This is a genomic window from Colwellia sp. PAMC 21821 (genome assembly GCF_002077175.1).
GTDB lineage: Bacteria > Pseudomonadota > Gammaproteobacteria > Enterobacterales > Alteromonadaceae > Cognaticolwellia.
Map to the genome: position 1 here is coordinate 2,724,992 of NZ_CP014943.1, position 14,149 is coordinate 2,739,140.

Here is a 14,149-nt window from a genome sequence, read left to right on the forward strand (position 1 = left end):
TGGCCGTATCGAAAGGGGATATCTGGCTCCGCCATTACCAAGATGCTTTTTATAGACTTAGAATAACACCTTGTTCTACAGGCATAACCTTTATGACCCTTTTTGTATGGAATAACGCATGTTAGATATAAAACTTGAACAACCCGATATAATGATTTCTGTGCGCGATGTTTTTGGCATTGATACTAACCTGAAAGTACCAGCCTTTAGCGCAAGAGATCCCCATGTGCCTGAGGTTGATAGTGCTTATCAATTCAATCCAGAAGTCACCCTCGCTATTTTGGCTGGGTTCAGTCGTGATCGTCGGGTCATGGTTCAAGGGCTTCATGGCACAGGTAAATCAACACATATTGAACAAGTTGCAGCACGCCTGAATTGGCCTTGTGTTCGCGTTAACCTTGATGGACATATTAGTCGTCTTGATTTAGTGGGAAAAGATACAATAACCTTGCGTGATGGTATGCAGGTAACTGAGTTTCAAGAAGGGATAGTACCTTGGGCATTACGTCGACCTACTGCACTTATTTTTGATGAATTCGACGCTGGCCGCCCAGATGTAATGTTTGTTATTCAGCGTATTTTAGAGCGAGATGGTAAATTTACTTTACTCGATCAAAATGAAGTGATTCAACCGCATCCAAGTTTTAGACTATTTGCGACGGCCAATACTATAGGATTAGGCAATAGTAATGGCCTATACCATGGCACTCAAATGGTTAATCAAGCGCAGATGGATCGCTGGAATATAGTAACGACGCTTAATTATTTGCCGACTGAAGATGAAATAAAAATCATATTAGCACGTGTACCTAGCCTGAGTAGCGAAGCAGACGAGCAACAAATAAAGTCTATGATCGCTGTTGCCGACATGACGCGTAAAAGCTTTGCCGCGGGCGATATTTCTACTTTAATGTCACCAAGGACTGTGATCTCTTGGGCAGAAAATATTGAGATTTTTAAAGATGTTGCTGTTGGCTTCCGATTATCATTTCTGAATAAGTGTGACGAAGCTGAGCGTCCTATCATTGCAGAATTTTTTCAACGCTGTTTCGACCAAGAACTGACAGAGTCTTGGGCTACTCAGGCCGCACAGGTAATGGCTGATGGCCAGCACTAATATCATTAACAGCTTGGGCAGTAATCTCCAACCTCGCACGGATAAATTGCAGCAACAGGTTGAAGAACTTTGCGGAGCAACGATAAGAGCAGCTTCTGGTGAGAAGCTTTTTCGTTTTCGTGGCAGACGACCAGAGATAAATGGGAAATCATCTGGGATCAGGGCTCCACATTTACAGCCAGATCTTCTCAAAGATGACTTTCGCTCATTTCGTGGTGCTGCCGATGGTATAGCCTTACGTTTGCAATTTTGTGATTTTGAATTGCATCAAAAGCTGATACCTGAAAGTGCTGTTGGACAAGTCATCTTCGAATTACTGGAACAATTACGAGTGGAGTCTTTAGTTGAGGATAATCATCCTGGTGCTAAAGCTAATCTCATTCATCGCTATCAAAAATGGTGTGAAAGTTTTTGTGCCTCAGAGATGATTGAAAATCATGTTGGCTTACTCGTTTATACTATCGCTCAAATTGTGTGGTCACGCTTATTTAGACTGCCCGTAAGCGAAGCAACTGAAGGATTAATTGAGCCTCAACGTATGATGTTGGCACCACATATTGGTACTTTCTTAGTTGGAATGCGTAAAAACTGCCAGGATCAAAAAAAATTTTCCGACAATGCTTTAGGTATTGTTGGGGTTATTGATGAAATTATTACAGGAATGGACGAAGGTGACGCAAATAAGAATACTAAATCAAAAGCAGATGAAGCGGTTGCTGGTTTCAATTTAATTCTTTACCCCGAATCAGGTTCTGATGGTGACCTTGCGGTAGCAGGAAGCCAAAGTAGAGGGCAAGCATATCGGCAATTGGTTGAGCAGCTTAAAAGCTATCAGATATATTCTAAAACAAATGATCGGGTTATTGCTGCTGAAAAACTTATTTTGCCACAACAGCTGATAAAACTGCGAGAAAAACAAGACAAGCGTATTGCCGGACAAGGCGTGAATATTGCACGTTTATCGAGAGAGTTTTCTAAAATACTATCAGTCCCTCGACTAGAAGGCTGGAATTTTGGCGAGGAAGAAGGCTACATTGATGCTCGCAGGCTTAGTCGGTTGGTGACTTCGCCAGACTATCGTCAGTTATTTAGACAAGAGCGTTATCAGCCCCAGAGTAACTGTTTGGTGACCTTCTTACTCGATAACTCAGGCTCAATGAAGGAACATATTGGCTCAATACAGATGTTGGTCGAAATTATGACGAGAGCATTGGAGCTTGCAGGTGCCAGCACAGAAATATTAGGTTTTACTACTAGAGGATGGCAAGATGGCAAGACCTACAAGCAATGGATGCGTAGTGGTCGTCCGGCTAATCCAGGCAGGTTAACCGAACTCGAACATATTATCTATAAAGATGCTGATACACCTATTAGGCGTGCTCGACATAATATCGCCGCCATGTTGAAACCAGAATTATTCCGAGAAGGCATTGATGGTGAGGCATTGTTGTGGGCTGCAGAGCGCATGAAAGGTCGCTCAGAAGAACGTAAAATTTTAATCGTATTATCAGACGGTTGCCCAATGGAAACAGCAACCAGCCAGAACAATGAAGAAGCGTATCTTGATAATCATTTAAGGCAGGTCAGTGCCATGTTAGAAGCCAGAGGAGATATAGAGCTATATGCCTTGGGTTTTGGCCTTGATTTAAGCCATTATTACAGTAATAACCTAGCATTAGACTTACCCGAAGTACTAGAAAACGGAGTATTTAAAGATATTTTACAATTATTATGCCGCCGCTAGTTATAAACGTTTACTACATTTGTATGCTGAATGATGCTGGCCCTAAAATTATGTCGATGTGGCCCTATAGCTATTTTATCGAATCAACTATGCTTGCCAAGCAAAATTCAATATTGTCTGAGCTCAGTTAATAATTAAATTATTATTGTGAAGGACTAAATTTAATTATTAACTTCGAGGGATTGTAATATTTATTGCGCTCCTTAGACGTTATTTATCCGCTTGACAGAACTGAGATATCGTTCTGCCTTTAAGCATTTTTGAGCTAAGTAAACCTAATTTTTTGAGCATCGCATTTTTTAGTAACAAAGTGCGCTTTAATGAGAATGTATAAATCATGTCTGAATATCCAACCCTAAATAAAATGGGCGTTACCTCAGTTGACAATGTAGACAGATATACTTTGCGCCATCAAGGTGACATCGATGTATTGAAAATTTACTACAAGCGTCCTAAAGGGTCATTTTTATCACGAACCAAAAAGTTTTCATTTGTGAGTGGGCGTAAAGCTATTCCATTAGAAGCGCGTAGTTCAAAAGCATTCGATAGTATTGTTGATTTTAGCCCCCAATTAGCGTCGGCGCTGAAAGAGCTAAAATGTTTAGATGCGAAGCGAAAAGAAAGTGATCCTATTGATCCAAAACAAAAGTTTATATCAGACTTAGATCATCTTGAGAAGGTCATGACTGAGAAAATGGATGATATTCGCCGTCAAATTAATGAGTTAAAGTAGCTAAACAATAACATGTTAGTTCAAGATAAAACGCACCTAAGTGCGTTTTTTTATGTCAAATATTAGATGCTAAAAATATTATTTAGCATGCCGGCAAGGCGTATACCTGCTTTAGATATTTGCTCATTTAATATTGGTGTATTTTTATATGCATATTTATAGCCTAATTCTTTATCTTCAGGAAAGTTATAAACATTTGATCTATAAGCTTTAGAATCTTTAGCCCAATCTAAGTAAACAGCGTTTTGCCATAACGTAATGGTATCTACAGATTGGTTATTTAAAAAATCAGCATACTCAGTGTAAGAAAGTTTTTGATTTTCAATAATTGATGAGTCCCATACCGCATGAAGTTTTGTTGGTTGCCCAAACCATTTTACGGTTATTTCATTGCCGCCACGGTCATCTCTGCGTCCAACATGCAAAGGTTGGTGGATATCACCGACAAAATGTATGTAAAAGGCTAATGCTTGCCATTTTTCTTTTTTGCTGACTGTTTTGTCACGAAGTATTTTTTCAAAATCTGACAGGGCTTTTAGTATGTCACCCGCTTTGTTCCGGTGTAGCCCTGTAAATTCCTCATCATCATCTATAGATATATAATGCCAAGGTTTAGCATAATCCCAACTTTCATCTGAACGGATAGTATCCGGCCAGTTTGCTAACTTGGCTAATGGGTCGCCATTTGTGATCTCCATAAGCGCTTTTTTAGCTGCAGGTTCTAGGTTATCTTCAGCTATTTTTGCAACTATACGATGTCCATTAGGACCAAGTGCGGAAGCTGTTTTTATAGGCAAATGCGATAATGTAATTATCATGACAGCCATTAAACTTTTGTTAATCATTTATAGTCCTTCTTTTCGATCTTGTATTACAGTTATTAAAATATTGGCTTAATCTAAGTAATAGAAAAAGCGTTTTAAGCGCTTAGCTTTATTGCGGTCAGATATCGACAGTGATCAACAGATAATGCTGATAAACTTCGTGGTTATCTTCCTCATATAGAAGGAAATATATCACGAGTTATCGAAATTTATTTTTGAAATGGAGAAAATAATAGTAAATGTACTCAGCGTTAATAGTGAATTTGCTAGCCACATTAGGGGTGTTGGTATGTTTTAAAATAGCTCATTATGGGAGGCTTATGAAAGGTGAACAGATGGGAAATACAAGTGTTTATCCAAATAATCATTATTGAAAAGTTCTTAAGTAATATTGATTTCTTCCATTCTCTTTCGCTTCATATAAATATTCATCTGCTACTTCAATAAGATTATCACTGGTAATTTTAGCCGTGCCAGACTTTAAAACAGCGCCCAATGACACCGACGTTTTAACGTTTTTCCGATTATTTATAATGTTAAAGTTTGCAACGCTCTTCACCATGTCGACACAAATTTCTTCAAGCTTTTCACTGTTTATACCATAGAGAATAAGTGCAAATTCATCGCCACCCACACGAAAACCAATATCTTCTGCACGCTGACATTTCGCATCGATAACATTCGCTATTCTTATTAGAACTTCATCGCCGATGCTATGGCCAAATGAATCGTTAATGGTTTTAAAATTATCAGCATCAATTAGAATTAAGCCTAAAGTGGCATTATCTCGAGTTGCTATGGCATTTAATCTTACTACTTCTTCTTGAAACGATCTTTTATTATGTAGTTTTGTCAATCCGTCGGTTATCGACTCATTGTATAGCCGGTTGATTAATAAGTAATTTTTATAGAGTGTTTTTTGCCCTATTACGTTAATGGTAAGACAAATACAAGCAACAAAACCCAAAATGACGAGAGCAAATATTAAATCGGCTAATTGTTGATTTAAATGAAAGTTTACAGCGGAAAATACAGCTAAAATAATGAAAGTCGCTATGGCGGCAGGCTTAATGGGCATCATTAAGAGTAAACAGCCAAACATTAATATCAGTACTAAACCCAGTTCGGAAAATGGAAAATTGTATATTTCAGAAAGGTAGTAAATTAAAGAGTGAGTTAACCCACTGCCTATGTAAACCAGTAATAATATCAGAAGGTTTGAGCGTATCGAAATAGGAGGAAAGAACCAATAAACAAAATTTAAATATAGTAAGGGTACTATGACTAAAATAAAACGGGTTGTTAAGGTTAATGAGTAAACTTCACTGGGAAATTTGATCACGTCCATAACAGCAAAAACGATATATAAAAGTAACGATGCCGTTAAGGCCCAACGTCTCATGCCTAAACATTGAGTCATCAAAAAATGCAAAAAATTATCTTCACTTTTTAAATTTTCGTACTCGTTTTTAACTTCTTTATTCATATAATATAAACTTAATTAGAGGTTAAGAAAGTATAGTTATTTTGTTTTTTTCGTGCTGGAATTATTAACAACGATAACGATTGATAAGTTAATAGTAGTGCCGCTTTATTTTAAGTATATAACTATTTTTGTCACTTTTGTTGTTGATGTTTAATTTAGACGCATAATAAGAGATGTGTTATAAAAAAATGCATTTTTGCTAAATATTTTAATCGCTTACTATCTTTGTCTAGCGAGAAAGCTTTTAAACTAGAGTCTGTCGCAAACTGACCGTGATTTTAGTTCACTCACTTAAATCTCATCTATTAAAGAGATTCGTTTAAAAACTTAGTAGCAAGCTATTTTATAGATAATTCAGCTAGTCTATTTCGCATATAAAATTATACATTGTAAAGGGGTGTAAAGGGTTAAGTAATGCGGCTTAAATACCTATGGACGAGTATAGTTAAAACAGTGTACGCAATAAGTTAGGAATATCGCTAGTTTTTGTTAGTTATTCCCTAGCCATATTGCAAACATCATTAGTCAATAGCTTGAAAGTAATGCAAACTAGCAAATAATTCAAGCGAAGCTGTTAATCGCTAGTTATTTTTTAGCATATTTCAATCAATTTAATCAGCTCCTTAAATGGGCGTGTATTTCTTCTGGATAGGTATTATGAATTTAGATAAATCGACAAAGCGTATAGCAAAAAAAGTTAAAAATGGTTTTCAAGGTTACCCTCAAATAACTTTGGCTTATTTTGGTGAGTCTGAAAATTGTGCAACGCAGGTAGTGGTTAGTTTTATTTTAGAGGCTGGTGCAGTCGCACAAGAAGAAAAGTTTTCTAGCGTCGGTGATGTGAGAAAAGACGAAACAATTCAAACAACATTAGTTAAGGTTATCGAGCGCGCAGAGGCTAAAACGGTAATAGAAGTTGCAGGAGTTGCAATAATTAAATAGTTTATTGAGTAAGGGGTAAAAATGAATAGTTTATTATTAACCCTTTATTCTACGCTTTAACTTTAACTTCAATTTTAATTTCAACTTCAATGAAAGTAAACCAGTCTAGAATGTTCGAATTTAATTGGTTGGTGAGCTATTCCACAGCTTTAAATGCTAGTCGAACAGAAATGAGATTGATTGTTTGTTTATTCCTTCAGTTGGATTTTTAGCGGTTATACCAAGTTGACTAATCATCAGTTAATCACAGTATTTTAGATTATATTGGTATTTAAGATTGATTCTGCCTGATTTAATCTCTATATTTGCCGCACTTTCACTCAATTTTTAATCCAGACATGAATGCTTTTAAACAACCTTTAGCCGTTAGCGCTGCTTTTGCTATAGCCAGTAGCTTCTCTACTTATACTTTTGCCTTTGAAAATGCAGAAATGCAAAGTGATACGGTATTACCTGAAGCATTAAATACTGGGTTTTCTGGACGTGTTCGCCTCGGTTATATCTCGATTGATGATGAAGTTAATGCACGTGAACAAAGTTCAGCTATTGGCGCAGAGCTAAGCTATAGCAGTGAAAGCTGGCATGGTATTAGTGGCACTGGCAGTTTATACACAACACAAAAATTATTCCATGATGATGAAGGCAGCTTTTTTGGCTCTGATGGTGATGGCTATGCTATTTTAGGACAAGCCTACCTTCAAGCTAACGTTGATAATACCGAAGTGAAACTTGGGCGCTTTGGTTTTGACTCACCTCATGCTGACACAGATGATGTTCGTATGGTGAAAAATACTTTTTCGGGTGTTTTAGTGACCAATACCGATATTACAGATACCACCATTTATGCTGCGCACCTAGCTAAATGGTCAGGCGTTAATAGTCATAAACCAGAAGATTTTACCAACATAAATAGTCATGATGGTGTCAACATTTTAGGTGTTGTGTATCAAGGTTTTGAAAATATTGCCTTACAAACATGGTATTACAACGCCAATGACTTAGCTGATTTTTTCTACGTAGAAGCAGCGGTTGAATATGATAACTTTTCCTTTGGTGCACAGTTTGGCAAACAATCAGATACCAGTGATAACGACACCGGACCTGATGGTGATGCATATGGCATTTTGGCCAGCTATGCCTTAAACGATTTTACTTTTACAACCTCCTATAACCATGTGTCGGGTACTATTATCAATGGTTTTGGTGGCGGACCGTTTTATACCAACGCCGCTGATCACACCATATCAGGTGTATTAGATCAAAATGCCCTTGCCATTGGCGTTGATTATAGTGGTATTGAAAACCTGACTATTGGTTTATTAAATGTTGCTTTTGATAAAGGCGAAGATGAAATAGATTTATTTGTTAGCTATGATTTTGGCAACGATATGTTATTAGATTTTACCTATCATCACTTACATGATGATGGTGACATGATTTTAGCCATGTTCAATGTTTATTTTTAATTTTACAGCTTAAAAGTACACAAGCTGAGTTGCGCTTTAAACAAAGTGGCAACTCAAGTTATTTAAATGCTTTTCTCAATAGCAACACCCTACGAGTTACCTGGCAAAAGAGTTTTCAGTAGTAATTTCACACGAAATTAAATACCTAACAGTAAACAGACTTACCTCTAGCAGAGGTTACTTAGTGACATTACGCTGATTATGTTATTATCTCGATTTATAGCTTAATTTAACATTTCATCATTATATTGCCATGACAAACCTTGCTCCCTGTTTTACGTTATTTTCTCAGTCGATCGACAATATAGTGCTGCCAGAAAAGTTTACATTCCCATTTTATTACCAACCACAGAAAATTGCCGTAGAGGCAGTTCAGCAGTTACAGCAGCAGCTTGAAAAGCTACCTCAGTGCTTAACAAAAACCAAAGCAAGTGAAGTTAGTGTTGGTAAAATGTTTGGTGTGTTAGTGGTACAAAATGGCCAAGGTAAAATAGGCTTTCTTAGTGCCTACTCTGGACAAATAGAGGGCGAAAATGCTGATATTGATTTTGTGCCAGCGGTTTCTAATATGCAGTTACAAGACTCTGCTTTTTTAGCTGAAAATAATATCATCAATAATATTAACGCGGAAATTGAGCAGTTAGAAAGTAGCCAACAACTTAGCGTTATTACTAATGAACTTAATGAAGCTACTGCGACCTATCAGCAACAACTATCGGCACAACAAAGCCTAATAGTGGCTAGCCGTCAGCAAAGAAAACAGCAAAGAAACCAAGCTGTTGGGCAGTTAAGTGCTGATAACTTTGAACAGTTAAAAGTCGAGTTAGCAGGGCAAAGCATTCAAGAGAAAAAACAACTGCAAGCACTCAAGCAAAGCGGACAAAATAAGCTCGAATTATTACAAAAAACTTTAGCGCAAATTACAGATGAAATTGCTAAGTTAAAAAAGCTACGTAAATCACGATCAAAAAATTTACAGAAAAAGCTTTTTGCTCAATATAATTTTCTAAATGCTGATGGCGAAGCTAAAGATCTAAGTGCTATTTTTGCCGAATTGCCTGAACGCACGCCACCAGCAGGTGCAGGTGATTGTGCCGCACCTAAATTATTGCAATATGCTTATCAGCATAACTTAAAGCCCATAGCGATGGCTGAGTTTTGGTGGGGTAATGCGCCAAAATCTGCCGTAAGACAGCACAAAAATTACTATCCTTCTTGCTACAGTAAATGCCAGCCTATTTTGACACATATGTTAGAAGGTTTACTTGTCGATGATAACCCGCTGTTAATTAATCCAGCACATGGCAAAGACTTAGCCATTGTCTATCAAGATTCAGACATGTTGGTGGTAAATAAGCCGGCTGAGTTTTTATCAGTGCCGGGTAAAAATATTGAAGATTCGGTTTATATGCGCATTAAAACACAATTTCCACAAGCATCTGGACCCCTTATTGTACATCGGTTAGATATGTCGACGTCTGGACTGTTAATTATTGCCCTCAATAAAAGGGCCCATAAAGCACTGCAGAAACAATTTATTGAGCGCAGCATAGAGAAACGTTATGTCGCTTTGGTCGCAGGGAATGTGGTCGAAGATAGTGGCACTATCGAGTTACCATTAATATTAGACTTTGATGATAAACCTCGTCAAATGGTTTGCTATCAGCACGGAAAGCACGCGCTTACGACTTGGCGAGTGCTTGAACGAAAAAATAACACCACACGATTACATTTATTCCCTAAAACCGGTCGAACCCACCAATTAAGAGTACATTGTGCGCACAAGTTGGGTTTAAACATGCCGATTGTTGGCGATGATCATTATGGCTTGAAAGCTGAACGATTACATTTACATGCAGAGTACTTATCGCTATCGCACCCGATTAATCATACCAAGTTAGAGTTTGAAGTTGCTGCTGATTTCTAGTGTTATATCCGAACTACAGCTATCCTGGTCTAAACTGCTAATGATGAAGTTTAAGGGCAAATAAGTGAAGGTTGTAAGTTCTATGAAGTTATGGAAATTATTTATACTAAGGTCAGTTTTGAGCCTCAAGCGAACATAATAGTACTCGATTAATACCAATCTGCACAAAGATGTGATCTAATGCTATTTATTTTTGAAGCAGATACCACGTTTTGGAACAACTCACCTCAGTAGATTTACTCAAGTTATCACGAAAGGAACAAAATGGGCGAAAGCGTATGCGTTTGCTTGCTGTCTCATATTTTTTAGATGGTCTGAGCAGAACCGATATATCAACGACATTAAAAGTCGCTCGTTCAAGTGTTAATCGTTGGGTCACTGCATATTTGTCAAAAGGCTTGTCGGGCCTTGATAGTGTTAGCCCGAAAGGAAGACCGTCCATGCTTTCTCCAAAGCAACTCAGCCAACTTGCTCAATACGTTGAAAATCAGAGTTGCTCAGCGGAGGGAGGTCGACTTATGGGGCAAGACTTTTGTACCTTTATCAAAAAAGAATTCGACATAGATTATCATCGAGATCATGTATATAAAATACTGAAGAAACTAGGATACTCCTGGATAACAAGCCGATCCAAGCATCCTAAGCAATCACAAAGCGTCCAGGACGTTTTTAAAAAGCTTCCAGATGGAAACGATCCTTAACATCCCCTTTAATATTAGCTTAGATAAAGTTGATGTTTGGTTTCAAGATGAAGCACGATTCGGCCAGCAAAATACAACAACAAGGTTATGGGCGAAAACGGGTAGTAGACCGAGAGCAGTAAGACAACAACAGTTCGAATATGCATACATGTTCGGGGCTGTTTGTCCTTCGACAGGCGCTACAGAGGCATTGATCTCACCTGTAATGAATAAAGACGTTATGAAAAAGCATTTAGAACAAATATCACAGGCGACACCCGAAGGTAGATATGCTGTTGTAGTAATGGATGGCGCTGGTTGGCATGCGGAAGACACATTTGAAGATTTAAAAAATCTAGCCATGATCAAGCTACCTCCTTATTCCCCAGAGTTAAACCCAATTGAGCAAGTGTGGCAATGGCTAAGACAAAACTGCTTGGCCAATAGATGCTTTAATGGCTATGAAAATATAGTTGATGAATGCAGCCATGCTTGGAATATCTTCAGAAGTGACATAAAAAGAGTAATGTCGTTATGCAATCGTGACTGGATTAATCTGATTTAATGCTTATGCAGATTGGTATAATATGTCGGTTTGAGCACATTGCTGATATTTCAACGAACCTGACCCCGCAGTTTGTGACCCCGCAGTTTATTGATTTTATCATATCTAAAGAAACTCCATATAAAGAAGAGTTTCATAATATTAAAATACACTCTGACAATAATATTGCCACTGTATATTTTGACTATATATTCTATGACAACAATAAAAAAGACAATTGGGGGGAATAAAGCTGGCAACTGGTACAAGCAATAAAAGGTTGGAAAATCCAAGCTGTTTCTTTTTCCATAAATAGGGATTAGCTTCTAGTGAACGGCTAACAAATAAGAATAGGTGTCGCGTAGCCGACACCTATTCGGGTGTTGGACAAGCCCGGAGCCTGCTTTATATAGTAAATAGCGTGATTGATTTTCAAGGTGGGTTGGCCTTGTATGTAAATACAAGGCGCACTGAGCCAAAGCGAAAAACCTGGGTGTTTTTCCGCTGTTAATTCAGTTATTTATGCATAGAATATTTATTTCCTCATGAGCGTTTGTTTACACCATCATCCTTTTCTTTCTTTCTTTATTAGCCAGCCCTAATGACGCCAGTACATAGCATCTGATGCTGACAGCACGGACAAACCCGTTTTGCTTTGGGTTTGGATGGTGTGATGCTTGGCGGTAAAAGGTGAGTAAACTCGGTTAATAAAAACTGTATCAATAATCGTATTTTCCTAGCGCCCGAGGATAAGAGACCATAGTCTCGAACACGCTGTAACCCTTTAGGTAATGCATGCTGTAATATCAGCATCAGAAACGTTAAGGTGGGTAGCGTACGTGTTTCAGTTTTTTTAGTGGTGCTATTTGTATAACGAAAGGTGACGTTTTTATGGTCATGGCTGATAATATCTTTGTCCGCTAATACACCACGATAAAGGTATCTTGAAAGGTATTTTAACGCAGGCAGACCATAGCCCACCTTTTTACAATGAACGACCCATTGCTTTGGCATGATGTTAATGTCTTTCAGCGATAACTCAGGATGTTGGTTAATTGCCTCAAATATGCGAGCTCGCCATACCTTAGCGAGTGCCTTCGCATTAAACAAATAACCCGGCTTGCCTTGCTTCCACTGCTTACGTTTTGCATCATAACCGCCATTGGGCACTATGATATGTATATGAGGATGCAGCTCACGTCTTCTGCTGTGGGTATGTAAAACACTCGTAAACCCTATTGTCCCTAACTTATTACGTCGTGCAAAATCTTTTAAGATTGACGCGCTGACACTAAACATTATTTGATATAGGGCTTTAGGTCGCTTGCGAGCTAACGCTCTTAACTCATAGGGCAAGGTAAAGGTTGTCATGTAATATTGCACAGGTAAGCGTTTTTGTTTTTGTCTTTCAAGCCACGTTGACGTTGTGCTTTGCTGACATTGTGGGCAGTTTCTATGACCACAAGAAAGCGCTTGGCTCTCATGATGCTCACAAGCTGAGCATGCCCATAATGATTGACCTTGTTGCCCCGTTTTACATGACAGCATGGCAAAAATCGCTTGGCGCATATCATGTGATAGTTGACGGCTATACTGAGTTTCAAGGGCTTGATGATGTTGACGTAGTAACGCGATAAAGGTGCTCATTTTACCGACCATGTAATGGTCAATTTATCTGTTAATTGATTTACCGCGCGTGACATATCACGTTGTTTAACTTTCGTGAGTTGTGTGTAGCGTGCCGTGGTGTTGAGACTTGCGTGTCCCAATAGATGCTGTAAAGAGCGTAAATCAAGCCCCTGTTCAAGCAGGTGCGTAGCATAACAATGACGCAGCGAATGTGGGCTAATGAGTTTTTTAATGTGGCAGTCTTGAAGCACACGTTTTAACGCTTTTTGAACACTGCCTTTATCCATAGGCGTATTCGTTTTTGTATGAGTTCCAGGAAAAATCAAACGCTCGTGGCGGTGAGTTTTCCAATAATCCCTTAGCGCTAAGAGGGTGAGCTCAGGCAGAGGTACCATGCGGTCTTTTCCTCCTTTGCCATCACGAACATGTACCAACATGGTCGATTTATCAATATCGTGTATGGTTAAATTAAGGCCTTCGCTTAAGCGTAACCCCATACTGTAAAGGGTCATAAAAAACACTTGGTAGCGAAGTTGCTTGGTTTGATTAATCACATCATCCACTTGCTTGGGTGTTAAAATATCGGGGATGCGTTTTACTTGAGGAGGCTTGACGATAGAAAGCCACTCCCATTGTTTATTGAGCGTATAGCGGTAAAAGAATTGCAAACCGTTACGGTCAAGTTTAATGGTACTCCAAGAATGGGTTTGAATGAGGTTGTTGAAATACAGCTTTAAGTCAGCCGTTGTTAACGTATCAGGTGACTTATCAAAAAAGGCTGTTATACGGCGTACAGCACGGGCATAAGCATCAATAGTTGAAGGACGTTTACCTTGCAGTCTTAAGTTGATAAGATGTTGTTCATAAAGAAAATTATAGTGTTGCTCTTGTGATGTATTCATGAGGTTATACTCCAATAACACACCGTCACAATGACGATGTTATTATTGAGTATGGAAGGTAGTTTCAAAGCTACTCTGCCGCAGAGCGGCTTCGTTCAACAAGAACATTAAACGGAAAATTTACAGTTGGCTGTTTTTCGTTCCTCAAATAATAT

At 38.3% G+C, this 14,149-nt stretch carries 11 protein-coding genes; 7 read left to right on the top strand and 4 right to left on the bottom strand.

Going from position 1 to position 14,149, the window contains the following annotated elements; genetic code table 11:
* Positions 1-118: 118 nt before the first annotated feature.
* From A3Q33_RS11615 to A3Q33_RS11625, 3 genes are all read left to right on the top strand, one after another.
* Entirely contained in the window at positions 119-1,117 is a 999-nt protein-coding gene (locus A3Q33_RS11615; protein ID WP_081180082.1) for an AAA family ATPase, read from the top strand.
* Positions 1,104-2,861, top strand: a complete 1,758-nt coding sequence (locus A3Q33_RS11620; protein ID WP_081180083.1) for a cobaltochelatase CobT-related protein — start codon at positions 1,104-1,106, stop codon at positions 2,859-2,861. The genes A3Q33_RS11615 and A3Q33_RS11620 overlap by 14 nt, the downstream gene beginning before the upstream one ends.
* Positions 2,862-3,198: 337 nt before the next feature.
* On the top strand, positions 3,199-3,594 hold the full coding sequence (locus A3Q33_RS11625; RefSeq protein ID WP_081180084.1) for a DUF3461 family protein: 396 nt from the start codon (positions 3,199-3,201) through the stop codon (positions 3,592-3,594).
* Between the two features lie 62 nt (positions 3,595-3,656).
* On the opposite strand, the gene A3Q33_RS11630 is transcribed toward A3Q33_RS11625, so the two are convergent.
* Positions 3,657-4,439, bottom strand: a complete 783-nt coding sequence (locus A3Q33_RS11630) for a S1/P1 nuclease (protein ID WP_081180085.1) — start codon at positions 4,437-4,439, stop codon at positions 3,657-3,659.
* 346 nt (positions 4,440-4,785) lie between these two features.
* Positions 4,786-5,904, bottom strand: coding sequence for a GGDEF domain-containing protein (locus A3Q33_RS11635; protein WP_081180086.1), 1,119 nt, complete (start codon positions 5,902-5,904; stop codon positions 4,786-4,788).
* Positions 5,905-6,561: 657 nt separating this feature from the next.
* Here A3Q33_RS11635 and A3Q33_RS11640 point away from each other — a divergent pair.
* From A3Q33_RS11640 to A3Q33_RS11655, 4 genes are all read left to right on the top strand, one after another.
* A complete protein-coding gene (locus A3Q33_RS11640; RefSeq protein WP_081180087.1) occupies positions 6,562-6,846 on the top strand; it encodes a hypothetical protein in 285 nt (94 codons plus the stop codon).
* A 338-nt stretch (positions 6,847-7,184) separates the two neighbouring features.
* Entirely contained in the window at positions 7,185-8,312 is a 1,128-nt protein-coding gene (locus A3Q33_RS11645) for an OprD family outer membrane porin (protein WP_081180088.1), read from the top strand.
* A 253-nt stretch (positions 8,313-8,565) separates the two neighbouring features.
* The gene (locus A3Q33_RS11650) at positions 8,566-10,239 is read left to right on the top strand and encodes an RluA family pseudouridine synthase (RefSeq protein ID WP_081180089.1); all 1,674 of its coding nucleotides are present in this window, start codon (positions 8,566-8,568) and stop codon (positions 10,237-10,239) included.
* 278 nt (positions 10,240-10,517) lie between these two features.
* Positions 10,518-11,484 (top strand): IS630 family transposase gene (locus tag A3Q33_RS11655; protein WP_502687248.1). Its coding sequence is split into 2 segments (ribosomal slippage): positions 10,518-10,918 and positions 10,917-11,484, totalling 969 coding nucleotides; the frame shifts between segments, so codons are not numbered across the junction.
* A 567-nt stretch (positions 11,485-12,051) separates the two neighbouring features.
* On the opposite strand, the gene A3Q33_RS11665 is transcribed toward A3Q33_RS11655, so the two are convergent.
* Both A3Q33_RS11665 and A3Q33_RS11670 read right to left on the bottom strand, forming a co-directional pair.
* A complete protein-coding gene (locus A3Q33_RS11665) occupies positions 12,052-13,110 on the bottom strand; it encodes an IS91 family transposase (protein WP_081180091.1) in 1,059 nt (352 codons plus the stop codon).
* Positions 13,107-13,994 carry a tyrosine-type recombinase/integrase gene (locus tag A3Q33_RS11670; RefSeq protein WP_081178441.1) on the bottom strand — a complete coding sequence of 296 codons (888 nt, stop codon included), beginning with the start codon at positions 13,992-13,994 and terminating at the stop codon, positions 13,107-13,109. Before A3Q33_RS11670 ends, A3Q33_RS11665 begins: the two co-directional genes overlap by 4 nt.
* Between the last annotated feature and the right edge of the window lie 155 nt (positions 13,995-14,149).